This is a genomic window from Candidatus Aquiluna sp. UB-MaderosW2red, from assembly GCF_900100865.1.
Taxonomy (GTDB): domain Bacteria; phylum Actinomycetota; class Actinomycetes; order Actinomycetales; family Microbacteriaceae; genus Aquiluna.
In genome coordinates, this window is record NZ_LT627734.1 from 1,316,683 (window position 1) to 1,343,428 (window position 26,746).

A 26,746-nucleotide genomic window follows, 5' to 3' on the forward strand; every position below is an offset into this window, starting at 1 on the left:
TTGAGTAACTAGGAGTTTACTAATTCGGCTCCGCGCCATTCGCTTTTCAAAAGGGCATAGGTTTCCATGGTGCAGTATTCGCCCTTGAACCACTCCCGATCAATCTCGGTGGCTTCTAGTCGAAACCCAAGCCGCCTGAGCACTTTGCTCGATGGCAAATTTCTCTGGTCAACCTGAGCTGTGATACGACGAGCGGGCAGGAACTGAAATATCCAGTCGATAAAAAGACCCAGCGCTTGAGTCACAAAACCCCGGCCTGAAAAGACGGGGTTAATTACATACCCGACTTCGACCATGCCGTTCAGCTGGCTGCGATAAAACATTTTTAGTTGACCGATCACACCATGGTTTAAGTGCTCAATTCCTAAGACCAGGTCATCACCATCTTTTTTAGGAACATGCTGGTCAGACACTTCAGTGAGAAAAGTATTCACCCCTTCGATGCCCCTCGGCTCCCAGGGGATAAATCGACAAACTTCGGGGTCAGAAAAATACGGCAGCATGTTTTCGGCATCAGAAGTCCTAAGAGTTCGGAGCCTCAGCTGATTCGACTGAGCTATTTGCAACTAGGCCTGCCTCGAGAGCCACAGCATCAGAGCCTTCTGCGCGTGCAGCCGATTCTCGGCTTCATCCCAAACCAAGGACCTTGGACCATCAATCACTTCCGCCGACACTTCATAGCCGCGGTAGGCAGGCAGGCAGTGCAGAAAAACGACATCCTCGGCTGCCTGATCCATTAGGGCCTGATCTACGGTGTAGTTGGCAAAAGTTTCGAGCCGTGCGGCCTTCTCGTGCTCCATTCCCATTGACACCCAGGTGTCAGTAGCAATCACGTGAGCACCCATGACAGCATCCTCGGGCTTTTCGAATACCTCGATGTTGCGACCAAACTCTTTTGCAATCTCTGAGGCCCTAATAACGACCGCCTCCTGAGGCCTAAAACCAAATGGTGCTGCGATCGAGACATCCATCCCGGCTAACGCGCAGGCAACCAAATAACTGTTCGCCATGTTATTATTGGCATCGCCGATATAGGCCAGTTTCAAGCCTTGAGTCTTACCAAAGTGTTCCTTGATGGTGAGCAAGTCGGCTAATAGCTGGCAGGGGTGCCAGTCGTCCGAAAGCGCATTAATCACCGGCACAGAAGAGTTTTGCGCCATTTCTTCCAAGCCAGATTGTGCATATGTGCGCCAAATAATCTGAGCCACCATGCGCTCCAAAACCTTAGCCGTATCAGCAACCGATTCTTTTGCCCCAAGCTGCGATGAACCACTATCGATTATCAAGGGCACTCCCCCAAGATCCGATATTCCAGCGGCAAATGAGACCCTAGTGCGGGTCGAAGTCTTATCGAAAATCACCGCGACTGTCTGAGGTCCAGCAAAAGGCTTCTGGCTGAAGCGATTCTTCTTGAGCTCAATAGCCAGCTCAAGAATTTCCAACTGCTCGGCACTTGTTAGGTCGTCATCTTTTAGAAAGTGTCTAGTCATGTTTACCTCATTACCTGGGTACCGACCCCAGCTTCGGTGAATATCTCCAGCAAAATACTGTGCGGCTCTCGCCCATCAATAATGTGCGCCTTCGGCACGCCGCCATCGATTGCCATCAAACAAGCTTGCATCTTGGGAATCATCCCCGATTCCAAAGATGGAATCAGTTCTCTCAGCTCCGCCACGTTTATCTCGGAAACCAATGAGCCTCGATCCGGCCAGTTCGCGTATAAACCCGCAACATCGGTTAACACCATTAGCTTCTCGGCACCGAGTGCAACTGCAAGTGAGGCCGCAGCCAAATCCGCATTTACGTTTAGAAGCTCGCCTTGGATTGTGGGTGCCACCGTTGAAATTACCGGCACCTTACCTTGATCCAGAGCGCGCAAGACTGCCCTCGGGTTTACGCTCCTCACCTCACCCACCAGTCCCAGGTCAACATCGCCCTCGGGGGTCTTTGCCTTTACCTTTTCGGCTCTAAAGAGGTTCTCGTCCTCACCCGATAAGACCGTGGTTTCCGCCCCGGCCTGCTGGATTAGGTTCGCCAGTGCAGCGCTAACTTGATTTCGGAGCACATCTTTCACCACCAAAATAGTGTCTTTGTCCGTGTAACGCATGCCGTGCCGAAATTCGGTCTCAATTCCCAGCTCGGCAAGCCGAGCAGTGATTTGCGGGCCACCACCATGGACAACCACCGGCCTAATCCCGACAAACCTCAGATAGGCCATGTCCTGGGCAAAAGCCAACTGCAAGGCCTCGTCGACCATAGCGTTGCCACCAAATTTAATCACGACAATGCGTCCGTGAAACTCCCTCAGCCAATCAAGCGATTCGATCAAGGTTTCCGCCTTGATTCGCACTAGCGATTTATCTTGATTAAATGGAATCATCAGCTTGAGTATGCACTGTTCTCTTCAACATAGGCATGAGTGAGATCGTTGGTGACCACGGTCACGTCCTGGTCGCCTGCGAATAGGTTGATAAAGATATCTACTTTTTTAGGACTCAGATCAACTAAAGATCTGCTACCTGCTGGTTCGCCCTTTGAAGAAATCAGCACCCCGTTGATGGAAACATCGATGTCATAAGGGTCGTAGCTGGCTTTTGTAGTGCCAATGGCCGCCAGGATTCTGCCCCAGTTGGGATCGTTGCCATAAATCGCAGCCTTGAATAAGTTATTGCGCGCAATAGCTCTGGCAACCTCGAGGGCCTCGCCTTCGGACGCGGCACCCACCACTTTGATGTGGATATTATGGCTCGCACCCTCGGCATCATCCAAGAGCTTAAGGGCGAGCTCCTGGCACATTTCAATGAGTGCACTTTTGAATTCCGCAAGATCAACAGTGGCAGCCGATGCACCCGAAGACATCAGAGTCACCTGATCGTTTGTGGACATGCAGCCATCGGAATCCAGCCGGTCAAAACTCAACCTTGTTGCTTCGCGAAGCGCTGAGTCCAGGTCCCGTGCCTGAACATTAGCGTCGGTTGTGATAACCACAAGCATGGTGGCTAATCCCGGCGCCAACATTCCAGCACCCTTAGCAATGCCGCCGAGTCGCCAACCGGTAGAACCCTGACGAACTGCCAATTTAGGAACCGAATCGGTTGTCATGATTGCCAATGCGGCCGACTCTCCCCCGGAATCGGACAAATCCTGAAAGGCCCTGTTCACGCCAGCGAGCACCTTGGCTCGATCTAGCTGCTCCCCGATCAACCCGGTTGAGCAAACTAAAACATCACTTGAGGAAACACCCAATAACTCAGCTACTAGCTCAGCGGTGGCGTGGGTGGTCTGAAACCCTTGGCTGCCGGTATAGCAATTCGCTCCCCCGGCATTCAACACAATTGCCGAAGCCTGGAGATCTTTTATAACCTCTTCGGACCAAATAATTGGATTGGCCTTGGCCCGATTGGTTGTGAACACGGCCGCAGCATTTTTACTTGGCCCGCGATTCGCTATCAAGGCAAGATCTTTTTTGCCAGAGGACTTTAGTCCGCATGCCACGCCAGCCGATTCGAAGCCCAACGGATATGTGACGCTCAAGGAGCCACGCCGATTGCCGTAAGTCCCGATTCCTCGGCTAAACCAAGCGAAAGATTCATCGACTGAATTGCAGCTCCCGCGGTCCCTTTGACCAGATTATCAATTGCGCAAATAATTGAAACGCGGCCGGCGTGCTCGTCATAGCTCAATGAAAGTTGGGCATTATTCGCACCCAAAACCGCCTTAGTGGTGGGAAGCTGCCCCTGAGGTAGGACCTGAACAAATCGCTCCGGACCGTAGGCATTCTCGTAGACCGAAATCAAAGATTCAAAACTAAAACCCGGGGCCGGCCTTGCGGTGCAAACCGCCAGTATGCCGCGAGACATCGGCACCAATACCGGAGTAAACGACACGCTTACCGCTTTAGCTCCGGCCCAGCGAAGATTCTGTTCTATTTCAGGAGTGTGGCGGTGGCTTCCACCAACACCGTAGGCCCTGGCTGAACCCATCACCTCGCTGGCCAAAAGATCTGGCTTGAGGCTCTTGCCAGCACCGGAGGTGCCGACAGATAAGACCGCCACCAAGTCCTGGGCCTCAATCAAGTTGGCACCAATCGCTGGGGCTAGAGCTAGGGTGATTGCTGTCACATTGCATCCGGGCACGGCAATCCGATTAGCCACGCTCAGCTGATCACGCTGCCTCCCAACCGAATTCAAGACCAGCTCCGGAAGGCCGTAGCTCCAGGTGCCAGCATGTTTTGACCCGTAGTATTTCTCCCAGTCGCTAGCTGATTCCAACCGAAAGTCCGCACCGCAATCAATCACCAATTTAGTGTCGCCCAAACCACTGGCAATCTCAGCGCTTTTCCCATGAGGAAGCGCCAGAAAAACAATATCGTGACCGGCAAGATTGGCGGCGGTGGTCTGAACTAGTTGACGCTCCGCAAATTGCGGAATATGAGGGGCAAAAAGACCGAGCTTTTCTCCAGCATTATTATTTGCCGTGACCGCACCGAGCTCTAGGTTTGGGTGATTGGCAATCAAGCGCAGCAGCTCCGAGCCAACATATCCGCTTGCCCCGGCAATCGCTACTTTATAAATCATCAGGCCCTCAGGGTCGCTTGAAATCTCTCGAAAGCCAAAGCTACCGCTTTATCTCTGGCGTCGGTGGCCTCGATTTGAGTTAGCGTGCGATCCTGGGCTCTGAATACCAGCGAAAACGTAAGTGATTTTGAACCGGCAGCCACGCCAGTGCCGCGGTAATCATCAACCAGTCGAACCTCTTCTAGAAGCTCTCCTGCACCCTCGTAAATCGCCTCAGAAACCTCACCCGCCGGCACCTTGATACCAACTACCAAAGATAAATCCTGGGTTGCCGCAGGCATAATCCTAAGTTCGCTGGCAACCAAGACCTCCGGAGCCAAAGCAAACACAGCGTCCAGGTTTATTTCGTACACCCCAACTCGGCGGGGCAGGTGGAGCTCTTCGCTGATGGCAGGATCAAGCTCTCCGACATAGCCCACCGACTTACCGAGTACAAAAACTTCACCAGCACGACCCGGGTGAAAACCGGGAACTACTTTTTGGGTAATAGTTGCCCGAATGCCAGCAGCGGCGATGACGGTGCTCACGGCGTCAATGGCTTGAGGATAGCCAGCTTCAATGGCTTTTTGCCCCGGAGCCTGAAGAATCCAATCGCCTAGGAGCACCCCTGCTACGTGTTTTGGTTGCTCAGGAATGCTTTCGTTGAGGACCCTGAGATCTGAAGCGCTTGGTCTTTGCCCCCCAAGCGGCAAACTGGAAACTCCTTGCCCTTTGGGCTCTAGAAACACCGATCCCTCTTCGTAAAGAGCGAGCGAAGTCAGGCCTCTTGAAATATTTCGCTGTGCAGCTATTAACAGTGGGGCAATCAGCGAGCGCCGTAGTTCCGGGAACTCCGATTGCATCGCATTCTCCAGCACCACAGCAACCCCTTTATTGAACCAAGAGTTTTGCTCGGTGGAAACAAACGGGTAGTTCAAGACCTCGACGTGGCCCGAACCCGAAAGGGCCGCAACCACCCTTCTGCGGAATTTTTGTCGAGCTGTTAGGCCCCTTCCCGGCGGAGCGGTTGGGATTCTAGAAGGTATTAGGTCATACCCCAAGAGCCTCGCAACCTCTTCAACCAAGTCGGTTTTGTGCTTCAAATCAGGGCGCCAACTCGGTGCGGTAACGCTCAAGAAGTCAGTTTTATCAACGACCTCGCAACCGATTTCGAGGAGCACTTCGGAGATCTGCGATTTGGTGTAACTAACCCCGACGAGTTCACCAGCAAAACCAATAGGAAGTTCGATGGTGGTTTTCGAGACTGGAATCGAAAACTCAGCGCCAAAATTAGTAACTCTTCCACTGGCAAATTCTTCGAGAAGGGCTGCCGCGCGGTAAAGAGCATACAGGCCAACCTCGGGGTCAACGCCGCGTTCGAATCGCTTGGATGCTTCCGAAGGAAGCTTGTGTCTGCGGCTTGAGCGGGCGATTGAGATCGGATCAAACACTGCGGCTTCTAGAAGAAGATCTGTGGTGCCATCCGATACCTCTGTGGAGAATCCACCCATCACACCCGCCATACCAATCGGCCCAGATTCATCGCAAATTACCAAGTCTTCGACACTGAGCTTTCGAACCTTTTCATCCAGGGTCTTCAGTTGCTCCTCGGCCAGGGCGCGGCGCACCGAGATGCCCCCGGAAATCTTTTGCTGATCGTAGGCGTGCAATGGTTGCCCAAGCTCAAGCATCACGTAGTTGGTAATGTCTACCGCGATTGAAATCGAGCGCATTCCTGCAAGTTGCAACCGAGTCTTCATCCAGTCGGGGACCAGTGCCTTGGCGTTGATGCCAGTAACGCTCAAGAGCCTGAATCTAGAGACACCAGGAATCCCGTGAATCGGAGCCAAATCATCGATTACCAGCGGAAAACCGGTCGCCCGGGACACCTTTACCCGACTAGCTGGGTCAGTGAATAAGACTTTCGATGCGTGCGAATATTCTCTGGCGATACCCCGAATCGATAGACAGTAGCCACGGTCTGGAGTGACGTTTACCTCGGCGGCAGACTCGTTAAGCCCCAAAAGTGCGAGGGCGTTTGTTCCGACCTCGGGATCTAAATCCACAGTTATCAGGCGCAAAATACCATCATGTTCATCAGAAAGGCTTAGCTCCCTAGCTGAGGCGATCATGCCGTCAGAGACATGCCCGTAGGTCTTGCGTGCCGAGATCACAAAGTTCCCAGGTAAAACCGCTCCGGGCAGCGATACAACCACCTTGTCACCAATCAGAAAATTCGAGGCTCCACAAACAATTCCGCGCACATCACCGCCGCCATCAGCTGCGAGTTCGCCGTCCCTCGCGACTCTTACCTTGCACCAGCGAATGGTTTTACCGTTGGACTGTGGCTCATCAGCAAATTCCAACACTTCGCCCACCACGATTGGGCCGGAAAGCTCTCCGCCGTGGGAACCCTCTTCTTCCAGACCCACCTTGACCAACTGCGCCATTACGGAATTGGGGGTGGCCTCTTTTTCAAGATCAACTGACTCTCTGAGCCAGCTCAGCGGAATGCGCATCAAATCACGCTCCCAAATTGCCTCGAAAAGCGCACGTCCGCCTCGACCATATCGTGCATGTCTCGAACACCATTTCTAAACATCAAAGTTCGTTCAATCCCCATGCCGAATGCGAAGCCCGAGTACACATCCGGATCAATTCCGGCTGAAAGCAGAACGTTTGGATTCACCATTCCACAACCGCCCCACTCGACCCAGCGAGCACCGCCCTTGGCGCCCGGGTGCCAAACATCCAGCTCGGCCGATGGCTCAGTGAATGGAAAAAAGCTGGGACGCAATCGAATCTTGGCTTCCTCCCCAAACATCACCCTGGCGAAAAACTCAAGGGTGCCCTTGAGGTCGGCCATCGTCAGTCCCTTATCGATTGCCAATCCTTCGACCTGGTGGAAAACGGGTGTGTGGGTGGCGTCAAGCTCGTCGGTCCGATAAACCCGACCCGGACATAAAACGTACATCGGCAGCTCGCGCTCCAGCATCGAACGCACCTGCACCGGGGAGGTGTGTGTCCGAAGTAGCAGGTGATTTTCTACTGGTGTAACAAAAAAGGTGTCCTGCATGGCCCGTGCTGGGTGATCCGGGTGAAAGTTCAGCGCGTCAAAGTTGAACCATTCATTCTCAAGCTCTGGTCCATCGGCAATTTCCCAACCCATGCCAATGAATACATCGCTAACCTGATCCATCAATAAAGACAACGGGTGCCTTGCTCCCACTGGTGCATAACGAGCGGCTGCGGTGATATCCATGCGCTCCGCCTCTAGGGCTAGAACCGCGGCTACTTGCTCTAGCTCTCGCTCCTTGGCCTCAAAGGCCATCGAGACTTGAGCCTTAGCTCCACCAATAAGCTTGCCAGCTTGAGCCTTCAGATCATTTGGCATCGTCTTGATTGAGGCATTCAGCAAGGAGATGGCGGAACCCTCCCCAATAATCCCAGGCTTTGCAGCCCTGAGATCGGAAATGCTGCCAAGTCGCGCAATCTCGGAGAGCGCAACTTCTAGCGCGCTTTCAACGCTCTGGGGGTCTAGTTCTTCAGTCACTGTGCAAGTTTAGCGATTGCTATTCATTTGAAAAGCTGATGCGTACAGGCAGACCGATGCGGCAGTGGCCAAATTCAGCGATTCGGCTGAGCCATAAATGGGTAATGCAACCACCTGATCGCAAAGTTCGAGAAGATTTTCCGCAATCCCATGCGCTTCATTACCAAATATCCAGGCCGTCGGCTTAGCCATAACTTCATCCGAAATTTGATTAATTAACACGCCACCCGAAGCCGCAGCAAACACTTGAATCCCGCGCTTTTGCAGCTCAGCAATCAATTCAACCGGATCCTGGTTTATCACCGAAGGGAGATGCAAAATACTTCCGGCAGTTGACCGAACGACCTTTGGGTTATAAAGATCGACCGACTCTTTAGTAAAAATGATGCCGTCGGCCCCGGCAGCATCCGCTGCACGCAACACTGTCCCAGCATTCCCCGGATCTCTCGCTTTATCCAAAATAGCCAAGAGCTTTGGCTCGGTGGCCAATAACTCGTCCAATGTGACATCGAGGTGACTGAGAACCGACACGATTCCCTGAGGAGTCTTAGTGTCGCTGATTTTGGTCATGACTCGTTCTGACACCAAGGTCACTTTGATGCCTTCTGATTCAAGATCAGTCAGCAGATTGTCGTAACGGTCTTGAGCCAGCTCTGTGGCAAAAATTTCGTGAGCAAGACCCGGAGATTCAACTAATTCCTTGAGACCCTGGGGTCCTTCAAGCAAAAAGAGCCCGGTTTCAAACCGGGCGTCTTTTTGTGAGAGTTGAATTATCGACCGGACCCTTGCATCGCTCGGGTCCTGAATCATTAGCTGACCTTTTGGGCGTTCACGTCCTTGGGCAAAGCAGCCTTGGCCTGAGCCACGATTGCGGAGAAGGTGGCGGAATCATGAATTGCCATGTCTGACAAGATGCGACGATCCACCTCAATGCCGGCGAGCGCTAGGCCCTGGATGAAACGGTTATAGGTCATGCCGTTTTGGCGGACACCAGCATTGATGCGCTGAATCCAAAGCCTGCGGAAATTACCCTTTTTCTTGCGACGGTCGTTGTATGCATAAACGTAGGAGTGCAGCAACTGCTGCTTGGCCTGACGGTACAAACGTGAGCGTTGACCACGGTAACCGTGAGCGCGCTCCAAGACTGTGCGACGTTTTTTGTGCGAGTTGACAGCATTTTTTACTCTTGCCATGATCTAATCCTTTTCTCGCTGGCCTAGCGGCCTAGCTGCCTTTTTAGCTTCTTGAAATCTGCTGGTGACACAACCTGGTCGGCGTTCAGGCGACGCTTGCGCCTGGAGGACATGTGCTCTTGGTTGTGGCGCATGTTTATTTGCTGCTTCATCAGCTTGCCGCTGCCAGTAAAGCGGAACCGCTTTTTGGCGCCCGAGTGGGTCTTCATTTTCGGCATGATGTCTCCTTATTTATCTTCTGTAGCTGAAGCCGGTTCGGCTTTTTGCTGAGCCTTTTTAGCTTCGGCTCTGGCCTCTGCTTTGTTCTTTAGCGGCCCAATCACCATGACCATACTGCGGCCGTCGATAGATGGGTTTGACTCCACGATTCCGAACTCGGTTACTCCTTCGCTGAGTCGGCGAAGCAGTCTCACACCCATTTCTGGACGAGACTGCTCGCGACCTCGAAAGACAACCATGACCTTCACCTTGTCGCCAGCCTTGAGGAATTTTCGAACCTGTCCAACCTTGGTTTCAAAGTCGTGATCATCGATTTTTAGACCGAAGCGCACCGTCTTTAGAACTGTGTTGACCTGATTCTTGCGAGCTTCGCGAACCTTTTGCGCTGCCTCGTATTTGAACTTGCCGTAATCCATAATTTTGCAAACTGGAGGAACTGAACCGGGAGAAATCTCGACTAAGTCGAGGTCTGCTTCTCGGGCCAATCTCAGTGCTTGATCGATGGCAACTACGCCAACCTGCTCCCCAGCTGGTCCAACTAGTCGGACCTCTGAGACGCGAATACGGTCGTTAATGCGCGGATCGCTAATAACTTGCTCCTCTAGGTATTCGTTTTAGCCCGCGCGAATGCGCATAGAAACAAAAACTCTCAAACCCAGTCAATCTATTTAGCGATTGCAAGGTGGGATCGTAATCCACTTCTTACCGAGCATTAGCCCGGAGCCTCAGGTAGCCTAGCAGAGCAATTTCCCAAATGAAAGAGGAATCTTGGACGAAAATCTATCTCGCGATATCGCAGAAGTTCCTGCGGTAGAGATTATCAACACCGCTTGCGTGCACCTCATGAGCGCCGCCGCGGTGCAATGCGGGCTTGCAGAAGATACTCCCGCCGATTTGGATGAAGCCAGAAAACTCATTACCGCCTTGGCCGGCCTAATTACCGCAGCAGCACCTGAGATTGGCGATCAGCACGCTAGGCCGCTAAGAGATGGCCTACGCTCGCTACAACTTGCTTTTCGGGAAGCTTCCTTGATTCCGGATGCACCAGGCAAGGGCCCGGGCGAAAAGTTCACCGGACCGGTGAACTAGGCGGGCACCAATCGCACAGAAATTGAGTCAACCAGGGCCAAGAACTCTTGAGATTGCAATTGGCCGCTGAAATCGCCCAGCATATTCTGTAATGCTTCCGAATCTAGACCAGGCTGAAGTGCAACCTGGATTATGAGCTCATTACCCTCGAGTGTTCCCTTGGGATCGCCATCCAGTAATTCAACAGCCCTAATGACCTGCTGCCCCTTGGCCACGGCCAAAATAAGCTCCAAGACTCGCGGATTCAAATGTGGTGGCAACCAAGCTAGACCTTGGGCAATCGCCGGCAGCCAGGTCTTTCGCAACGCAATTCGCGCCCCAGCCGGATCGATAACCACTCGCTCGTGCCCCTCGCTGGCAGCTGCCAAGGCGATTTTTGCGCCCGGGGTCGGAACCGGACGAGCACTGGAATTCCAAAGTGTGAGCTCATTGGTGCAAGAAAAAGCGGGGATCGCCGTTTTACCATCAGGGGTTGCCACCGCGACAATCCCGAGGTCAGCACTTTTTTCAACCAGCAGGCCGTGTGGGCCCATCTGCGTCTCACCAACCGTTGCTAGAAGTGGTATCAATAGGCGAGTTCTCGAGACCACCGCGACCAAACGAGCCTTATCCAATGGCACTTGGCTCAAAGCGGACGCTAGTTCATCAGGAGCGCTGCCGTCATCACCAGCCCAACTGTTCGACTGAAACTCGCGTCCCTGCCAAGGAACTCCCGCTGAGTCGTGATACTTATCAAAGGCCACTAGTTGGCAATTTCTAGAGCCTGGGTCAGAGTGAATCTTCCGGCATACAGTGCTTTGCCCAAGATGGCGCCCTCTAAGCCGAGAGGAACCAGTTCCCTCAAGTCGTGGATGTCTTGCAAAGTCGAGATACCTCCAGAGGCCACGACCGGCTTATCGGTGTGCTGCATTACCTTTTTTAGAAGCTCTATATTTGGCCCCCGAAGCGTGCCGTCTTTGGTCACATCGGTCACCACGTAGCGAGCGCAGCCGGCTTGTTCCAAGCGCTCCAAAACCTCAAATAAGTCTCCGCCTTCTTTAGTCCAACCCCTGGCTGCCAAAACACTGCCTCTGACATCCAACCCAACCGCAATCTGATCGCCATATTTTTGAATAACATCAGCGGTCCAGTCTGGATTCTCCAGCGCCGCCGTGCCCAAATTGACCCTGTACGCCCCAAGCGATAGCGCTGCCTCTAAAGACGCATCGTCACGAATGCCACCCGAAAGCTCAATCTTGGTAACCCCCGCGGCCCGCACCACCTCGGAAATCACGCTTCGATTCTCTCCCCTACCAAAGGCTGCATCAAGATCCACAAGGTGAATCCACTCTGCGCCCTGAGATATCCAATCTTGGCTGGCCGCTAACGGGTGACCGAAATCCTCTTCGCTACCAGCCTCGCCTTGGGTTAGCCGCACCGCCTTGCCATTTGCCACATCAACTGCGGGTAAAAGTTCTAGTTTCACGATGCTCCTAAAGGGTCTTGATCCAGTTTTGCAAAAGCTTGAGTCCCGCCTCACCCGATTTCTCGGGATGGAACTGAGTGGCCGAAAGTGGTCCATTTTCCACTGCAGCCAAAAAACGCTCGCCGTGGGTGGCCCAGCTCAGTGCGGCGGGCACGAAGGGGGGAATGATGTCCAATTCCCATCTTTTGGCCGCATAGCTATGGACAAAATAAAACATTTCGTTCTCAATCCCCCTAAACAGCTTGGAGCCCTCATCAACCTCAAGAGTTGCCCAACCCATGTGTGGGAGAAGCGGGGCTTCAAGACGCTCGATTACTCCCGGCCACTGCCCCAAGCCTTCCGCCGAGTCACCGTGCTCATCCCCGGAGCTAAACATCACCTGCATGCCAACGCAAATTCCCAAGACCGGCTTCCCTGCAGCCAGCCTTTTATCCACCAGGCGATCGACCTGCTTGGCTTTCAGTTTTTGCATCACCGCCGAGAAAGCTCCAACTCCGGGAAGCACCAACCCATCCGCCTCAAGAGCAACTACTGGGTCATCAGTCAGGATAGCTTCTGCGCCCGCGGCCTGGAGCGCTTTTAGGGCAGAGTGAATGTTGCCGCTGCCGTAATCGAAAACAGCGACTTTTTTACTCAAAGACTTCCCTTGGTGGAGGGCACTCCACTGACACGTGAGTCCATTTCAACCGCCTTGCGCAACGCCCTGGCCAGTGCCTTGAACTGGGCCTCGGCAATGTGATGCGGATCCCGGCCGGCTAAAAGGGTGACGTGCAGAGTAATCCCCGCGTTCAAAGCAATTGCTTCGAAAACGTGGCGCACTAGCGAACCCGTAAAGTGACCACCAATTAGGTGAAATTCAAAACCCTGCGGCTCTCCACTGTGAACCAAAAAAGGCCTCCCAGAGACATCGACCACAGCCCTGGCAAGCGCGTCATCCAGAGGCACAGTCGCATCGCCGTAACGAGCTATCCCCGACTTGTCCCCGAGTGCCTCCCTAAGTGCTTGGCCGAAAACAATTGCCACATCTTCAACACTGTGGTGCGCATCTATCTCTACGTCGCCTGTCGCCTCCACCTTGAGGTCAATAAGGGAGTGCTTTGACAAAGCGGTCAACATGTGGTCGTAAAACGGAACTCCGGTAGAAATCTCGCTGATTCCAGTGCCGTCGAGATTCAGCTCAAGCGATATTTGGGACTCAGAAGTTGACCTAGATAGCTTTGCTGTGCGACTCATTCGAAACCTTTAGTTGGGATTGCTCTAAGTTTAGTCAAGCATGATGGCTAATTCCGCAAGCAGTTTTGTAGTTTCCGACTCGGTGCCGGCAGTGAACCGCAAAGTGTTGGGTATTCCAACGTTTCTAATCAAGACCCCGCGCTCTAGAAGCTTCTCGAACACTTCGTTTGAATCCTGGAAACCCTCAACCAAAACAAAGTTCGAATCTGACCGAAAAGCGCGCAGTCCCATCTTGGTGACCTGCTGGATTATCCGATCGCGTTGCCCCTTGATTTGTGCGACATTTTCGAGCAAAAGCTCTGAAAAAGAAAGCGCTGCAAGAGCAGCCGCCTGAGTCAGCGAGGAAAGATGATATGGCAAGCGCACTATGCGTAATGCGTCAATTGCTGTTGCATCGGCTGCCACATAGCCCACTCTCGCCCCTGCAAAAGCAAACGCCTTGCTCATGGTGCGCGAGATCATTAACCTCGGCCTTCCTGAGAGCAGCGAAAGTGCAGACTCTTCTGCTGAGAATTCCGCGTAGGCCTCATCGACAATCAGGATTCCATCAAACGCCTGGTAGGCGGCCTCAATAACAGCCAGCGAAATAGGTGTCCCAGTTGGATTATTTGGAGAGCAGAGTAGGACAATCCCCGGATTCGAATCCCTGATCTTCTCGGCTACGTAGTCTGCACTCAGTTCAAAATCCGCTTCTCGCTCAAACTCCTCATAAGGAGTGAGAGAGATGCGCGCAATGTTGGGATACATCGAATAGGTCGGTCCAAAGCTAATCGCGCTGGAACTTGGACCACCGAAAGCTTGAAAGGCCTGCAAAAGAATCTCGTTGGAGCCGTTTGCAGCCCATAGTTGCTCTGGCGCTAGACCAAAACCCAGATAGTCCGCTAACTTACCCCTGAGCTGCATGAATTCCCGGTCAGGGTAGCGATTCAGGCCAATCACCTCAGCGGCAAGACGCTGGATAATCTCCAAGGCGACCACCTCGGGAATTCCAAATGTATTTTCATTCACATTCAGAGCCACTGGGACGTTTATTTGAGGTGCGCCGTAGGGCACCTGACCCTTCAGGTCAGGTCTGAGCGGGATTTGGTTGAAGTCGGTCACTCTCTAAGGGTAGCTAATAAAAACTAGGGTCTAGGGCAAAGCGATTCTTTGACCCGGCTCGAGATTGACTGACTCTAGGGCGTTTAGAAGCACGACCTCGGAAATCCAGTCTCTGGGATCCGCTTTGGGAGCGTGCACCGCGGCGAGTCCCCACAGCGAGTCTCCGGCTGTAACGGTTAGGAATTCAAGTTCGCCCGTGGAACCCGATCCAGCCATCGAACCGGTGATGCTGGAGGCCGCGAATCCCGCAGTCAGGACCACAATTGCTAAGCCACGAAAAAGCTTGCGGGGGTTGGTAATTCGATACTTTGTGATTGCAGTCATCTTCCGACTCGCTTTCAAATCGATTATTTGTTTCGAACACTTGTTCTAATTGTAGAGATAAATGTCACTAAAGCAAGATATATTCTCTATTTTTTCTCGGAATCATCGAAAATGTGTTTGAATCTTGGTGCACTTGCGAATACAGTTTCGACATAAGTAGTAAAGCGATACCCTCATACATTTTGGAAGGTCAAGCATGGACACCACTAATCTCAGCGCTGTGCAGCGAAGAATCCTTGACGTGATTCGCGAATCAATGAATGATCGCAACTACGCACCATCAATGCGCGAAATAGGCGAATCGGTAGGACTCTCATCCACTGCAAGCGTTTCGCACCAACTCAATAAGCTCGAATTACTCGGTTTCATAAGCCGGGACCCCCGTCGCCCACGCACCATTGACCTTCTGGGCGAAGAAACGGAAACCGAAATGTTCAGGGCAGACGCCGCAATGGTTCCCCTAGTTGGCCGAATCGCCGCCGGGATACCGATCACAGCTGAGCAAAATGTCGAAGATGTTTTTGCGTTACCAAGGCAATTAGTCGGTCAGGGCGACTTGTTCTTATTGCGAGTCGTCGGAGAGTCAATGATTGATGCAGCCATCTGCGACGGCGACTGGGTAGTCGTAAGACAGCAACAAACCGCCGAAAACGGAGATATAGTGGCGGCGATGCTCGAGGAGGAAGCAACTGTAAAGACCTTCAAACAGCGAGATGGCCACACTTGGTTACTTCCTAGAAACTCAGCTTTTGAACCGATCCTTGGGGATCACGCTGTGATATTGGGCAAAGTGGTAGCGGTTCTTAGGGCCGTGTAGCGAAGCCCGACAACTCATTCGCTAAATCTGGTCGCACCAACGCATGAATCTTTGTCCCTGCTTCAACGTATTCAAAATTCAACACCTTGCCACTGAGGTGGGTCCTAGAGACTAAATCGCCCCGGTCATAGGGAATCAGGCCAAAAAACTCAACATCTGGCCTCGGCAAGAACTCCGCGATGCGCTTTTCAAGTTCGTTAATTCCCAATCCTGTGCGAGTGGAAATCAACAGGCAGCCTGGAATCAAACCTCTGAGCAGCACCGCATCTGCCTCAGAGATAAGGTCTGACTTATTAAAAACCACGAGCTCCTCAATAGCCGATGCTTCGACATCTCTAATGACAGCCCTCACGGTTTTTATTTGACCCATGGGGTTCGGGTCTGTGGCGTCCACCACGTGGATAATCAGGTCAGCTGCCGATATTTCCTCAAGTGTGGACCTGAAAGCCTCGACCAGCTGGTGCGGGAGGCTTCGAACAAAACCAACCGTGTCGGCAAGGGTGTATTCGCGGCCATCCAGTGTCTGGTGCTTGCGAATTGTTGGATCAAGAGTTGCGAAAAGAGCATTCTCGACCAACACCCCGGCTTTAGTGAGCCTGTTCAGAAGTGAGGATTTACCAGCGTTTGTATATCCTGCGATCGCCACCTGTGGCACCTTGGATTTCTCACGAGCGGAGCGCTTCACATCACGAGCCTGCTTCATCAAGGAAATCTCTCGCCTGAGCTTGGCCATTCTGGTATTGATGCGGCGCCGATCGAGCTCAATCTTGGTCTCACCTGGCCCCCTAGAGCCAATACCAACACCTCCCGCGGCTTGACCACCGGCTTGCCTTGACATTGAGTCACCCCAACCACGCAACCGGGGCAATAGATACTCAAGCTGGGCTAACTCGACCTGCGCCTTGCCCTCACGGCTCTTGGCATGCTGCGCAAAAATATCCAAAATAATCGCGGTGCGATCGACCACCTTGATTTTGACGACATCTTCAAGCGCGCGACGCTGGGACGGGCCCAATTCCCCATCTGCGATTACAGTGTCAGCGCCTAGCGCTGCCACTAATTCGCATAATTCTTGCGCCTTACCCTTACCAAAGTAGGTAGCTGGGTCCGGCTTCGGCCTTCTTTGAAGGACCCCATCCAGCACCTCAGCGCCGGCGGTCTCAGCCAAGGCGGCTAACTCTCTGAGCGAGTTTTCGGCGTCGGTGATGGTTCCGCTACCCCAGACCCCGATTAAGACCACTTTCTCCAAACGAAGTTGCCGGTACTCGACATCGGTGATGTCTTGAAGTTCGGTAGACAGCCCCGGAACTCGCCTGAGCGATTCGCGCTCTTCAAGATCTAGCTGGTCGCCATCAAATTCAGACTCGGGGGCGGCTGCTCCGCGCCGGAGAATGCGGTCAATCGTGGATTCAGATTCCATTGTTCTAAAAGCCTAGGCCTGCATTAGGTTTGTGTCATGGTCGCGCAGCATTATTTCAGCTCAGACCCCCAAAGCTCTAAGAGAACAAGCGATGTTGAGTTCGAAGTTGGTGGGGTTGAATTTTCGCTCACGGCAGCAAGTGGGACTTTCAGTGCAACAAAACTCGATCCCGGAACCAGAGTGCTTCTGAAAGAACACCGTCACTTCCCCAAAAGCGGCAACGTCCTGGACCTGGGTTGCGGTTGGGGTCCGATATCGATAGCAATAGCAAAGCTGAATCCAAACACGGTTGTTTACGCATTGGATGTGAATAATAGAAGCCTTGAACTCACCATGGAGAACGCCAAGCGCAGCGATGTTGAAAACATCAATCCAGTTTTGGCGCTCGATGTCCCAGACGATTTAGAATTTCAAGCTATTTGGTCAAACCCACCAATTCGCATTGGAAAACAAGCTCTCCATGAGCTTTTGCAGGCTTGGCTTCCGAGGCTCGCAATTGACGGCGTTGCAATGCTCGTGGTTCAAAAACAACTAGGGGCCGATTCATTGCAGCAGTGGATCGCCGATTCATTCGAGAATTTCAGTGTCGAGAGGGTCAATACTGCAAAGGGTTATCGGATTATTAGAGCTCTACGGACCCGGTGAACACCAACTCTGCAGCTCCGCTTATGCCAACATGCTCACCGTCTTCGGTGGCAAACATTCGAACGGCGACCTCTCCGCCCGGCACCCTTACCTTCCAGAAATTTTGACCATTACCAGCCCAGTGCCTTATGGCCAAAGCGGCGGCGGCGACACCTGTGCCACAGCTCATTGTCTCGCCCACTCCACGCTCGTGCACTCTCATGGTGAGCGAGGCGACACCCTCTTTGATAAGCGGTTCATCAAGCACTACGAACTCAACGTTGGCACCGTTTGGGGCCTCGGGGTCTAAAACTGGAGCCTTCGAAAGCTCTAGAGAGCTGAGTTCCTCTTGGTCAGCTAAAGCTACGACTATGTGGGGGTTACCAAGATTTATCGCAAGTCCCGGCCTAGCTACACCCAGACCTCCCACGCGAACAAGATATTCGGTCTCAGTGACTCCCCAACGGCCAAGATCCACCGCGAATCCAGAAGCTGTCGCCGTGACGTCTTTGATGCCGTTTCTTGTAGCTATTGGCAAAGTGCTGCCATCGGTCAGCTCAGCGAGTGAATTAGACAGTAGGTAACGGGCAAAGACCCTAATCCCATTGCCACACATTTCGGCCTTAGACCCATCAGAGTTCCGATAGTCCATGAACCACTCAGCGTTCGGCTCTTGCTCGAGCAGCCCCCTGACTTCAGCTGAATTTTCGGTCCGAACGGCAAAAATTAACCCATCCGCGCCAATGCCGAAATGTCGATCACAAAGCTTCCGAATCTCCGCCTCAGTCAGAGCCATCTGCCCCGCCAGATCCTGAATCAAAATAAAGTCGTTGCCGGTGCCGTGGCCCTTTGTGAATGTGATGGTCATTGAGTCAGCCTAATTTGATTCATCGCATCTTCAATCACAGTATCTGAAGAATTCACCCAATTAATTCTCTTATCGCGCCTAAACCAGGACATTTGCCTTCTGGCGTATCGATTGGTCAGCGATATGGTCTCAAGTTGAGCCTCTTGTTCGGTCAGCTTTCCCTCAAGTTGGGAAAAAGCTTGGAAATAACCGATTGCCATTCTGGCAGTTCTCGAAAGCTCCCAGCCCTGCTGAAGGATGCCGCTAGCTTCCCCGACTAGCCCCTGCTCCCACATGTGTAAAACTCTTTTTTGGATACGCGCCTTGAGGATGTCTCGGTCAACAGAGATGCCAATCTGAATTGTCGGTCTCCAGTATTCTGGCTGGGGCAGCGCAGACAAATAACTAACTCCGGTTATTTCAATAACCTCCAAGGCCCTGATAACTCTCCGGGCGTTCTGAGCCGGAATTCTGGATGCTGCAACCGGATCTTTTTGCTCCAAAATTTTATGCAGCTCGAAAACGCCAATTTCTTCCCGAAGTTTTTCAAATCTGGACCTAATCTCAATGTCAGTCGGCGCGAACTCCAATTGATCCAGAGCGGCGGCAACGTAAAACATGCTTCCCCCAACCAAAATCGGTTGGATGCCGCTTTTTAACAGTTCGGTCAGCTTAGAACGGGCCAGACCCTGATACTCGACCGCAGTCATCTCTTGGCTAAGACTGATTTCTCCGATTAGGTGATGCTTGACCCCGCGCTGCTTTTCCGGAGCGAGCTTCGCAGTACCGATATCAAGACCCCTGTAAAGCTGCATAGCATCTGCGTTTACAACCTCAGCTGGCTGACCGGATTCGATAAACCGGGTTGCAATATCAATTGCCAACTCAGACTTGCCGCTCGCAGTTGGGCCTAAAACCGCGATTACATCAAAACTCAATTGCCGCCTTCACGCTGAGACCGAGCGAAACCTTGCCCGAACCCACCGCCGGAACTCCGCAACTTTCTAGCTCTCTTCTGTCATGAGCATCCCCGCCAGGGGTTCGTCTCAGCTGATAGTTTCCACCATCGGCAATCAGGTGGTAGGGAGCTGCCTGCGACACGGTAACCGTCACGACATCCCCCGGTCTTGGCCTAGCCTCTGAGTCGGGAACCTCGAAGTGAACCAGACGATTATCCCGAGCTCGCCCAGATAATCGATTGGTATTGGCGTCCTTGCGCCCCTCACCATTTGCAACCAAGACCTCGACCTGTTTTCCAATTTGCTGCTTGTTTTCCTCCCAGGCAACCTGATTAACCACTTGCAATAAGCGCTCGTAGCGATCCTGAACTACATCCTTGGGAATCTGATCAGCCATTTCACCGGCGGGGGTTCCGGGACGAATTGAGTACTGATAGGTATAGCAAATAGAGAACTTTGCCGCCTTGACAACTTCTATGGTCTGCTGGAAGTCCTCTTCGGTCTCGCCAGGAAAGCCCACGATGATGTCTGTGGAGATCGCAGCATCCGGAATTGCAATTCTCACGCGATCCAATATGCCCAAGTACTTATCGGAACGATAACTGCGGCGCATGGCCTTGAGAATCCGGTCGGATCCAGATTGCATTGGCATGTGAAGCTGGGGCATAACATTTGGCGTCTGAGCCATGGCCTCAATCACATCGTCCGTAAAGGCGGCCGGGTGTGGCGAGGTGAATCTCACTCGCTCTAGACCTTCAATGTCGCCACAGGCCCTCAGAAGCTTAGCAAAGGCACCCTGGTCGCCGAACTCGACCCCGTAGGTATTCACATTTTGCCCCAAGAGGGTGACCTCAATGGCTCCGTCCTCAACCAGCGCCTTGACCTCCGCTAATACGTCCCCGGGCCTTCGGTCCTTTTCCTTGCCTCGAAGCGAGGGCACAATGCAAAAGGTGCAGGAGTTATTGCAGCCCACAGAAATCGAGACCCACCCGGCATAAGCAGAATCTCTTCTAGTTGGCAGCGTTGATGGGAAAATCTCAAGCGACTCGAGAATCTCGATTTGCGCTTCCTGATAATGTCGAGCTCGCTCCAGCAGAACTGGCAGGGAACCCATGTTGTGGGTCCCAAAGACAACATCCACCCATGGCGCACGTTGAATGATTACGTCTTGGTCTTTCTGGGCCAGGCAACCCCCGACAGCGATCTGCATGTTTGGGTTGGCCTCTTTTTTCGGAAGCAGCATCCCAAGGTTCCCGTAGAGCTTATTGTCGGCATTCTCTCGCACGGCACAGGTATTAAAAACCACTAAGTCCGGATCGCCATCACTAAATTTATCATATCCAGCGGACTCGAGAAGGCCAGAGATGCGCTCAGAGTCGTGAACATTCATCTGACACCCGTAGGTGCGAACTTCATAAGTTAGGGACATTGAAAATGATTTTACCCTGAAGCTTGCGCTTCGCGAATTGCACGAGTTGTTATTGCAGAACTGAAGCCGCGACGCATGAGGAAGCCCGAGAGTCTCCGGTAGCGCACATCCGGTTCCAGTTTCAATAAACGCTGATATCTTGAGATTGCCAACTTATTGGCAATCTGCTGCTCCTGCTCCTGATCAAGATCAGAAAGAGCCTCTGCGATTAGATCATCGGCAACGCCTTTTTGTCTCAGCTCACGCCTTAGAGCCATTGCCGACTTCCCACCCGTGGCCAACTTTGAAACCACAAATGCCCTTGCAAATTCGGCGTCGTTTATCAGCTGAGCCTCTTCAAAACGATCTAGAAGCGGCAGCGCCACATGATCTGGGATTTCGCGCTTGACAAGTATTTGAGCCAGCTGCTGCTTGGTCTTCATGCTCCGAGAGATTTGGTAAAGCAGGACGTTCCTGGCCCGCTTTTCCAACTTCTCATCCGAGGGTTCGCTTGCCATCTCACTCGCTACCGCTGGAGATTTACTTTGATAGCGGATGGCTAGCCGTCATTCGCCGCTTTGGCGACTTTAGTCACCACGGGCAGTTCGACTTCCTCTTTTGGAAGGTCAGCGACTGGACGTGGGACTCCAATACCTAGCTTCACCTTGATGCGCTGCTCGATAGTGTTGGCGATCTCCGGGTTCTCTTTGAGAAACCTTCGGGAGTTTTCCTTCCCCTGACCCAGTTGCTCACCTTCAAATGTGTACCAAGCGCCCGACTTTTTTACGATTTCTTGATCGACACCAAAGTCGATGAGGCTACCTTCACGAGAAATACCCTCACCAAACATGATGTCGAATTCGGCTTGCTTAAAAGGTGCGGCGAGCTTGTTTTTAACCACCTTCACGCGCGTACGGTTACCGACTGCGTCCGTTCCGTCCTTCAAGGTTTCAATTCTTCTGATATCAAGCCGCACGGAGGCATAGAACTTCAAGGCCTTACCTCCCGATGTGGTTTCTGGAGACCCGAAGAAGACGCCGATTTTCTCACGCAACTGGTTGATAAAGATTGCAGTGGTCTTTGTATTGCTTAGCCCGCCCGTTAGCTTTCGAAGCGCCTGGGACATCAATCGGGCCTGCAGGCCAACGTGTGAATCTCCCATTTCGCCCTCAATCTCGGCTCGTGGCACTAAGGCCGCTACAGAGTCGATGACGACTACATCTATCGAGCCGGAACGAATCAACATGTCCGTAATTTCCAAGGCCTGCTCACCAGTATCAGGCTGGCTGACCAAAAGGGCATCGATGTCCACACCGAGCTTTTTTGCATATTCCGGATCAAGAGCGTGTTCCGCGTCAATAAATGCAGCCACGCCACCATTGCGCTGAGCGTTAGCAATGGCGTGCAGGGCCAGAGTCGTCTTTCCCGAAGACTCGGGTCCATAAATCTCTACGATGCGACCCTTTGGCAGGCCGCCAATTCCCAAAGCAACATCCAGCGCTATTGAGCCAGTCGGGATTGCCTCAATTGGTGATCTTTCCTCAGTGCCAAGGCGCATAACTGAGCCCTTGCCGAATTGACGATCAATTTGAGCTAGTGCAGTTTCTAGTGCTTTTTCACGCTCGGATGGAGATGGCATTTAGACCTCTTTCTGGCTCATGGGCCGTTGATACCCATGAAGCTACGCTGTGCCGCCAACATTTTGATGCCACCAACAAAATCTGTGGATAACTCTCAAAATCCTGTGCTGGTAAAACACTAGGCGTTCGAACAAAATTTCGAATGAATTTATTCGGCGTGTCTTTTAGTCGCCAATTTCCCTTGCCAACGTTCCTTGGGCACATCCAAGTGCCTGCAGATGGCCAGCCAAATTTCTCTCGGATCCTCGCCTTGGCTCAGTAGTTCGTTGGGGGTCGCGTCTCTAAGTTCAGTGAGCCTGGTGTCCGAGGCTATGACACCCGAAAACCCAGCACCAAACTCGTCATTTATCAGCTCGTGAAATTGACTTAGTTTCAATTGAAATGAAGTTGGGTCTAGGAATAAAGCGATACTTCGGTCACGAATGCATCTGGGACCGTGTCTGGAATGTAGGTGTCATCTATGTAGATGCCCTCAAGCGCAGCGACTCGATCGGAGACCTCGCGCATGACCAGAGAAAGTGGAACGGAAAGCGCCTCGGCTACCGAAGCCAAAATCTCTGAGGAAACCTCTTTTTGGCCACGCTCGACTTCAGAAAGGTATCCCAAAGCCACAGATGCCTTCGCGGCCACCTGCCTTAGGGTCTGGCCCTGTCGCTGCCTGTGCGAACGCAAGACATCTCCAATTTCTAACCTAAGAATTACCAAGTTTTCACCATGCCTCTAACTTATCCTGTGGACTAAAAAGATACTCAATGTATCTGACTGTTTCCTGACTCTAAACCCCAAAACTCATCCAAATGTTCCCCCAATACCAGAAGTGCCGCAGCTAGGGATTGCGACCTTATCTGCTCTCGATCGCCCTGGAATTGAAACGCTCGATGACCAGCGCCTCTGGAGGAGCTAAAACCAATCAACACCTCGCCGACCTCGCTTCGGCCAACCGGGTCTGGACCGGCCACTCCGGTGGAAGAAAGCCCAATGACCCGGGAGATGTTTTTAGTATTGGCAAGAGCAAACTTGTCGCGCACCGAAGTGGCCATAATCATGGCAACTTTTGAGTCAACCGGGCCCACTTTTGCCAGGAGCTCGCTTGGAACCCCGAGCAAATTTTGCTTCACATCGTTTTGATAAGCGACAATTCCACCTAAGACCACTCTGGAGGCACCGGGTGTGTCAATCAGCCTTGCGCAAATAAGACCCCCGGTGACCGACTCGGCGATTGCCAGAAAAAGCCCTTTTTTTTCTAAGCGCTCAATCAGAGTCATCTTTGAGGCCTGAGGTACTGCAGGCCGGTGTACAGGGTAAGCGCCACGGCCAGATAGATCATGCCGGTGGTCAAATACTCGAACCAAGCACCGAGAAAGTCAAACGGTGCCAGAGCCATGGAAACCGCAATAATCTGGATAACAGTCTTGAGCTTCCCACCGCCAGAGGCAGAAATTACGCGCCTTTTATAGACCGCGAGACGGTAAATAGTAATGCCGAACTCTCGAACCAAAATCAAAATAGTGGCCCACCACGGCACCGCATCCTGAATTGAAAGAGCCACCAGGGAGCCCGACAGGAGGGCCTTATCGGCTATTGGATCGAGGATCTTCCCAAGATTAGTGACCAGGTTTCTCTTGCGCGCAATCGCGCCATCAATGCCGTCTGTCGAAGCGGCCAAAATCAATAGGGCCAGTGCGATAAGCCGCATCCACATTGAATCCCACTGGGTCAAAATCAACCACAGCACAAAAGGAACCACCAGGATTCTTGAACTGGTAATTAGGTTCGGCGTCTGCCGATAAAAAAAGCCTCTAGTTTCCATCGCCTCGACCGGTTAGTTGCCACGCGTCTTCATCTGGATCTTCGTCCTGGTGGCCGAGATCCCCCTCGAATACCGCTGTAGTCTGACCTGAAACCTTGGCAAAAAGTGCCGGTACATCATCGGGCTTTATTAAAACGTCTCTGGCCTTAGAGCCCTCTGAGGGTCCAACCACTCCCCTGGATTCCATCAGGTCCATGAGCCTTCCAGCCTTAGCAAAACCAATTCTGAGCTTGCGCTGGAGCATTGAGGTAGATCCAAATTGCGAATTAACCACCAAATCAACCGCTTGCAAGAAAACATCGAGATCATCCCCGATATCGGCATCCACCGTTTTAGTTGGAGCACTGGCCGTCACATCGCTACGGTACTCAGGCTCCATTTGGGCCTTGACGTGATTCACGATCTTGTGGAGCTCCTCTTCGGAGACCCAAGCGCCCTGAACTCGCAGAGCCTTATTGGACCCCATAGGAGAAAACAGAGCGTCTCCCTGCCCAACCAATTTCTCGGCACCGGGTTGATCCAAGATAACCCTCGAGTCGGTAAGCGAGGAAACCGAAAATGCCAGCCTGGAAGGAACGTTCGCCTTGATCAGGCCGGTCACCACGTCCACCGAAGGCCGCTGGGTGGCCAGTACCAGGTGAATGCCCGAAGCCCTGGCCAACTGAGTGATTCGCACAATTGAATCCTCCACATCTCTTGGCGCGACAATCATCAAATCAGCCAGCTCGTCTACCACTACAAGCAGATAAGGGTATGGCTGTAGGTCTCGCTTAGAACCCTCTGGGACCTTTATGTCTCCGGCTACGACAGCTTTATTGAAGTCATCAATGTGCTTAAAGCCAAAGCTCGCTAAATCGTCATAGCGCGAGTCCATCTCCTTGACGACCCACTGCAATGCCTCGGCAGCCTTTTTGGGGCTTGTGATAATGGGGGTAACCAGGTGCGGAACACCTTGGTAGACCGACAGCTCCACCCGCTTCGGATCTACTAAAACCATCCGCACCTCAGAAGGTTTCGCCCGCATCAAAATTGAAGCAATCATTGAATTAACAAAGGAAGATTTACCGGCGCCGGTAGCTCCGGCGACCAAAAGGTGAGGCATCTTTGCCAGATTGGCAATTAGGTAGCCCCCTTCAACATCTTTACCAACACCAATCGTCAAAGGGTGGGTGGAATTGGCCGCATTTTTAGACCGCAGCACGTCTCCTAGAGAAACAGTTTCCCGATCGGTATTAGGTATCTCAATACCAATTGCACTTTTACCCGGGATCGGAGCCAATATCCTGACTTCGCTCGAGGCAACCGCGTATGAAATGTTGTTACTCAGCCTTGTAACGGCCTCCACCTTCACGCCCGGCTGCAATTCGACTTCGTATCTAGAAACGGTTGGGCCGCGCAAAAAGCCAGAGACCTTTGCGCCAATTTCGAACTCTTGGAAAACGGCATTAATAGCGATGACTACCTGGTCATTCACCGCGCTTCTTGATTTGGGAGGGGAGCCGGCAGCCAAAATGTTCAAACTTGGCAAGGTGTAAGTTCGCTTTTGCTTGGTTGGGCTCGTGCCCTCAATCAGGGCTATCGGCTCAGTCAGGTTTTCCTCCTGAGTCAAAAATTCGAGATTGGAAGCCTCCGCCTCCAGGGTTACCTCAGGGTATGGCTGGGCTAACTCCTGTGCGACAAACTCATCGATGTCTTGCACCACCGCGGTATCAAAAGCGTGGCTATTATTATCGCTTCGCTTGAACCACTTCGATGTCTTGCCATCAAACGCGTCAGAAATATCAGGTTGGGTCGAGACTCCAAATAAGAACTGCTTGAAACTGATGAGCCTGGGTTTGATCTGCGAGGGAGCGGTTCCGGTCATGACAAGGATAGAAATAACCGCCAGTAGGACCAGAACCGGTGTTGCTCCGAACACGGTCAGCACCGAGTTCAATGGACCACCAATTAACCAACCGAATAATCCTCCAGCCTTGGCTAGCCCCTCGGCACCATCTGAGTTGGGGCTCGGGGTGCCCCCAAAGATGTGAAAAAATGCGGAGATTACCGAAAGAAACAGCCAAAAGCCGATCGCAAACCTGGAGCTGTCCCTAACAGAAGCCGGGTGTCTGAATAAGTAGAAAGAATAAACAAAAAACACGGCTGGCAGCGCGAAAGCAACTAGCCCAAAAAGCATCCCAAAACTATAGGAATGTAAAAAACTGGCCCAGGTTTCATTGATGAAAAACCAAGCTACTAACGCTCCCAAGACTGAAAGTAAAAACACAAAGAACGGCGCGCCATCTCGCCTATCTTCCTTGGGGAGTTTCTCAGTGCTGAAAGCCCTGATTAATCCTCCCAGGCCATGGGCCAAGGCCATGTATCCTCCGGCGAAAATGGCGCCGGAGTTAGCTCGTTGGGGTTTTTGGATTGCACTAGAGCGTGACGCTCGGCGCGCAGGTGTTTTAGCGCCCGGGCGCCTAGGTGGAGGAGTCTTTGAAGCCATTAG

General features: G+C 52.5%; 31 protein-coding genes. 3 read left to right on the forward strand and 28 right to left on the reverse strand.

Annotated elements, in window-relative coordinates; translation table 11 throughout:
• Positions 1–8: 8 nt before the first annotated feature.
• From BLP47_RS06705 to infC, 11 genes are read right to left on the reverse strand one after another with little or no spacing between them, the layout of a single operon-like run.
• The gene (locus BLP47_RS06705; RefSeq protein ID WP_091851864.1) at positions 9–566 is read right to left on the reverse strand and encodes a GNAT family N-acetyltransferase; all 558 of its coding nucleotides are present in this window, start codon (positions 564–566) and stop codon (positions 9–11) included.
• Positions 567–1,490 carry an ornithine carbamoyltransferase gene (gene argF, locus BLP47_RS06710; protein WP_091851866.1) on the reverse strand — a complete coding sequence of 308 codons (924 nt, stop codon included), beginning with the start codon at positions 1,488–1,490 and terminating at the stop codon, positions 567–569. It abuts the gene before it with no gap.
• Between the two features lie 2 nt (positions 1,491–1,492).
• Positions 1,493–2,380, reverse strand: coding sequence for an acetylglutamate kinase (argB, locus tag BLP47_RS06715; protein WP_091851868.1), 888 nt, complete (start codon positions 2,378–2,380; stop codon positions 1,493–1,495).
• The gene (argJ, locus tag BLP47_RS06720) at positions 2,380–3,534 is read right to left on the reverse strand and encodes a bifunctional glutamate N-acetyltransferase/amino-acid acetyltransferase ArgJ (RefSeq protein WP_091851870.1); all 1,155 of its coding nucleotides are present in this window, start codon (positions 3,532–3,534) and stop codon (positions 2,380–2,382) included. Before argJ ends, argB begins: the two co-directional genes overlap by 1 nt.
• Positions 3,531–4,577 carry an N-acetyl-gamma-glutamyl-phosphate reductase gene (gene argC / locus BLP47_RS06725; RefSeq protein ID WP_091851873.1) on the reverse strand — a complete coding sequence of 349 codons (1,047 nt, stop codon included), beginning with the start codon at positions 4,575–4,577 and terminating at the stop codon, positions 3,531–3,533. Before argC ends, argJ begins: the two co-directional genes overlap by 4 nt.
• Positions 4,577–7,075, reverse strand: coding sequence for a phenylalanine--tRNA ligase subunit beta (gene pheT, locus BLP47_RS06730; protein ID WP_091851876.1), 2,499 nt, complete (start codon positions 7,073–7,075; stop codon positions 4,577–4,579). Before pheT ends, argC begins: the two co-directional genes overlap by 1 nt.
• Entirely contained in the window at positions 7,075–8,109 is a 1,035-nt protein-coding gene (gene pheS, locus BLP47_RS06735; protein ID WP_091851879.1) for a phenylalanine--tRNA ligase subunit alpha, read from the reverse strand. Before pheS ends, pheT begins: the two co-directional genes overlap by 1 nt.
• A 9-nt stretch (positions 8,110–8,118) precedes the next feature.
• Complete coding sequence (locus BLP47_RS06740; RefSeq protein WP_091851882.1) at positions 8,119–8,919, reverse strand: RNA methyltransferase; 801 nt, start codon at positions 8,917–8,919, stop codon at positions 8,119–8,121.
• Positions 8,919–9,302, reverse strand: a complete 384-nt coding sequence (rplT, locus tag BLP47_RS06745; RefSeq protein WP_091851885.1) for a 50S ribosomal protein L20 — start codon at positions 9,300–9,302, stop codon at positions 8,919–8,921. Before rplT ends, BLP47_RS06740 begins: the two co-directional genes overlap by 1 nt.
• A 23-nt stretch (positions 9,303–9,325) precedes the next feature.
• Positions 9,326–9,520 carry a 50S ribosomal protein L35 gene (gene rpmI, locus BLP47_RS06750; protein WP_040324904.1) on the reverse strand — a complete coding sequence of 65 codons (195 nt, stop codon included), beginning with the start codon at positions 9,518–9,520 and terminating at the stop codon, positions 9,326–9,328.
• Positions 9,521–9,529: 9 nt separating this feature from the next.
• The gene (infC, locus tag BLP47_RS06755; protein ID WP_091851888.1) at positions 9,530–10,111 is read right to left on the reverse strand and encodes a translation initiation factor IF-3; all 582 of its coding nucleotides are present in this window, start codon (positions 10,109–10,111) and stop codon (positions 9,530–9,532) included.
• Positions 10,112–10,289: 178 nt separating this feature from the next.
• Here infC and BLP47_RS06760 point away from each other — a divergent pair, with 178 nt between their 5' ends.
• Positions 10,290–10,610 carry a DUF1844 domain-containing protein gene (locus BLP47_RS06760; RefSeq protein ID WP_091851891.1) on the forward strand — a complete coding sequence of 107 codons (321 nt, stop codon included), beginning with the start codon at positions 10,290–10,292 and terminating at the stop codon, positions 10,608–10,610.
• Here the strand turns inward: BLP47_RS06760 and BLP47_RS06765 are convergent.
• From BLP47_RS06765 to BLP47_RS06790, 6 genes are read right to left on the reverse strand one after another with little or no spacing between them, the layout of a single operon-like run.
• Positions 10,607–11,353 carry an SseB family protein gene (locus BLP47_RS06765; protein WP_157671562.1) on the reverse strand — a complete coding sequence of 249 codons (747 nt, stop codon included), beginning with the start codon at positions 11,351–11,353 and terminating at the stop codon, positions 10,607–10,609. The genes BLP47_RS06760 and BLP47_RS06765 overlap by 4 nt on opposite strands.
• Positions 11,353–12,075 carry a bifunctional 1-(5-phosphoribosyl)-5-((5-phosphoribosylamino)methylideneamino)imidazole-4-carboxamide isomerase/phosphoribosylanthranilate isomerase PriA gene (gene priA, locus BLP47_RS06770; protein ID WP_249883318.1) on the reverse strand — a complete coding sequence of 241 codons (723 nt, stop codon included), beginning with the start codon at positions 12,073–12,075 and terminating at the stop codon, positions 11,353–11,355. Before priA ends, BLP47_RS06765 begins: the two co-directional genes overlap by 1 nt.
• A gap of 7 nt (positions 12,076–12,082) precedes the next feature.
• A complete protein-coding gene (hisH, locus tag BLP47_RS06775; RefSeq protein WP_091851900.1) occupies positions 12,083–12,712 on the reverse strand; it encodes an imidazole glycerol phosphate synthase subunit HisH in 630 nt (209 codons plus the stop codon).
• Complete coding sequence (gene hisB / locus BLP47_RS06780; RefSeq protein ID WP_091851903.1) at positions 12,709–13,308, reverse strand: imidazoleglycerol-phosphate dehydratase HisB; 600 nt, start codon at positions 13,306–13,308, stop codon at positions 12,709–12,711. The genes hisH and hisB overlap by 4 nt, the downstream gene beginning before the upstream one ends.
• 30 nt (positions 13,309–13,338) lie before the next feature.
• The gene (locus tag BLP47_RS06785; protein WP_091851907.1) at positions 13,339–14,409 is read right to left on the reverse strand and encodes a histidinol-phosphate transaminase; all 1,071 of its coding nucleotides are present in this window, start codon (positions 14,407–14,409) and stop codon (positions 13,339–13,341) included.
• Between the two features lie 30 nt (positions 14,410–14,439).
• A complete protein-coding gene (locus BLP47_RS06790; RefSeq protein WP_091851910.1) occupies positions 14,440–14,733 on the reverse strand; it encodes a LysM peptidoglycan-binding domain-containing protein in 294 nt (97 codons plus the stop codon).
• A 196-nt stretch (positions 14,734–14,929) separates the two neighbouring features.
• Between BLP47_RS06790 and lexA the strand changes: the two genes are divergently transcribed.
• The gene (gene lexA, locus BLP47_RS06795) at positions 14,930–15,550 is read left to right on the forward strand and encodes a transcriptional repressor LexA (RefSeq protein WP_091851914.1); all 621 of its coding nucleotides are present in this window, start codon (positions 14,930–14,932) and stop codon (positions 15,548–15,550) included.
• Here lexA and hflX read toward each other — a convergent pair.
• Complete coding sequence (gene hflX, locus BLP47_RS06800) at positions 15,537–16,970, reverse strand: GTPase HflX (RefSeq protein ID WP_091851917.1); 1,434 nt, start codon at positions 16,968–16,970, stop codon at positions 15,537–15,539. The genes lexA and hflX overlap by 14 nt on opposite strands.
• Before the next feature lie 36 nt (positions 16,971–17,006).
• On the opposite strand from hflX, the gene BLP47_RS06805 reads away from it, so the two are divergent.
• Positions 17,007–17,615 carry a class I SAM-dependent methyltransferase gene (locus BLP47_RS06805; RefSeq protein ID WP_091851920.1) on the forward strand — a complete coding sequence of 203 codons (609 nt, stop codon included), beginning with the start codon at positions 17,007–17,009 and terminating at the stop codon, positions 17,613–17,615.
• Here the strand turns inward: BLP47_RS06805 and dapF are convergent.
• From dapF to BLP47_RS06855, 10 genes are all read right to left on the reverse strand, one after another.
• Complete coding sequence (gene dapF, locus BLP47_RS06810) at positions 17,593–18,462, reverse strand: diaminopimelate epimerase (RefSeq protein ID WP_091851922.1); 870 nt, start codon at positions 18,460–18,462, stop codon at positions 17,593–17,595. The two genes, BLP47_RS06805 and dapF, sit on opposite strands and share 23 nt — an antisense overlap.
• Entirely contained in the window at positions 18,459–19,379 is a 921-nt protein-coding gene (gene miaA, locus BLP47_RS06815; protein WP_091851925.1) for a tRNA (adenosine(37)-N6)-dimethylallyltransferase MiaA, read from the reverse strand. The genes dapF and miaA overlap by 4 nt, the downstream gene beginning before the upstream one ends.
• On the reverse strand, positions 19,369–20,829 hold the full coding sequence (gene miaB / locus BLP47_RS06820) for a tRNA (N6-isopentenyl adenosine(37)-C2)-methylthiotransferase MiaB (protein ID WP_091851928.1): 1,461 nt from the start codon (positions 20,827–20,829) through the stop codon (positions 19,369–19,371). Before miaB ends, miaA begins: the two co-directional genes overlap by 11 nt.
• 11 nt (positions 20,830–20,840) lie before the next feature.
• Positions 20,841–21,326: a regulatory protein RecX gene (locus BLP47_RS06825; RefSeq protein WP_091851931.1), complete on the reverse strand. Its 486-nt coding sequence runs from the start codon at positions 21,324–21,326 to the stop codon at positions 20,841–20,843.
• A 41-nt stretch (positions 21,327–21,367) separates the two neighbouring features.
• On the reverse strand, positions 21,368–22,447 hold the full coding sequence (recA, locus tag BLP47_RS06830; protein ID WP_091851934.1) for a recombinase RecA: 1,080 nt from the start codon (positions 22,445–22,447) through the stop codon (positions 21,368–21,370).
• 149 nt (positions 22,448–22,596) lie between these two features.
• Positions 22,597–22,824 carry a DUF3046 domain-containing protein gene (locus BLP47_RS06835; RefSeq protein ID WP_091851937.1) on the reverse strand — a complete coding sequence of 76 codons (228 nt, stop codon included), beginning with the start codon at positions 22,822–22,824 and terminating at the stop codon, positions 22,597–22,599.
• Positions 22,825–22,841: 17 nt separating this feature from the next.
• Positions 22,842–23,153 (reverse strand): helix-turn-helix domain-containing protein, encoded by a 312-nt coding sequence (locus BLP47_RS06840; protein ID WP_091851940.1) that lies wholly within the window; start codon positions 23,151–23,153, stop codon positions 22,842–22,844.
• Between the two features lie 44 nt (positions 23,154–23,197).
• Positions 23,198–23,713, reverse strand: a complete 516-nt coding sequence (locus BLP47_RS06845) for a CinA family protein (RefSeq protein ID WP_091851943.1) — start codon at positions 23,711–23,713, stop codon at positions 23,198–23,200.
• Positions 23,710–24,258 carry a CDP-diacylglycerol--glycerol-3-phosphate 3-phosphatidyltransferase gene (pgsA, locus tag BLP47_RS06850; protein WP_091851946.1) on the reverse strand — a complete coding sequence of 183 codons (549 nt, stop codon included), beginning with the start codon at positions 24,256–24,258 and terminating at the stop codon, positions 23,710–23,712. The genes BLP47_RS06845 and pgsA overlap by 4 nt, the downstream gene beginning before the upstream one ends.
• Complete coding sequence (locus BLP47_RS06855; protein ID WP_091851949.1) at positions 24,248–26,743, reverse strand: DNA translocase FtsK; 2,496 nt, start codon at positions 26,741–26,743, stop codon at positions 24,248–24,250. Before BLP47_RS06855 ends, pgsA begins: the two co-directional genes overlap by 11 nt.
• Between the last annotated feature and the right edge of the window lie 3 nt (positions 26,744–26,746).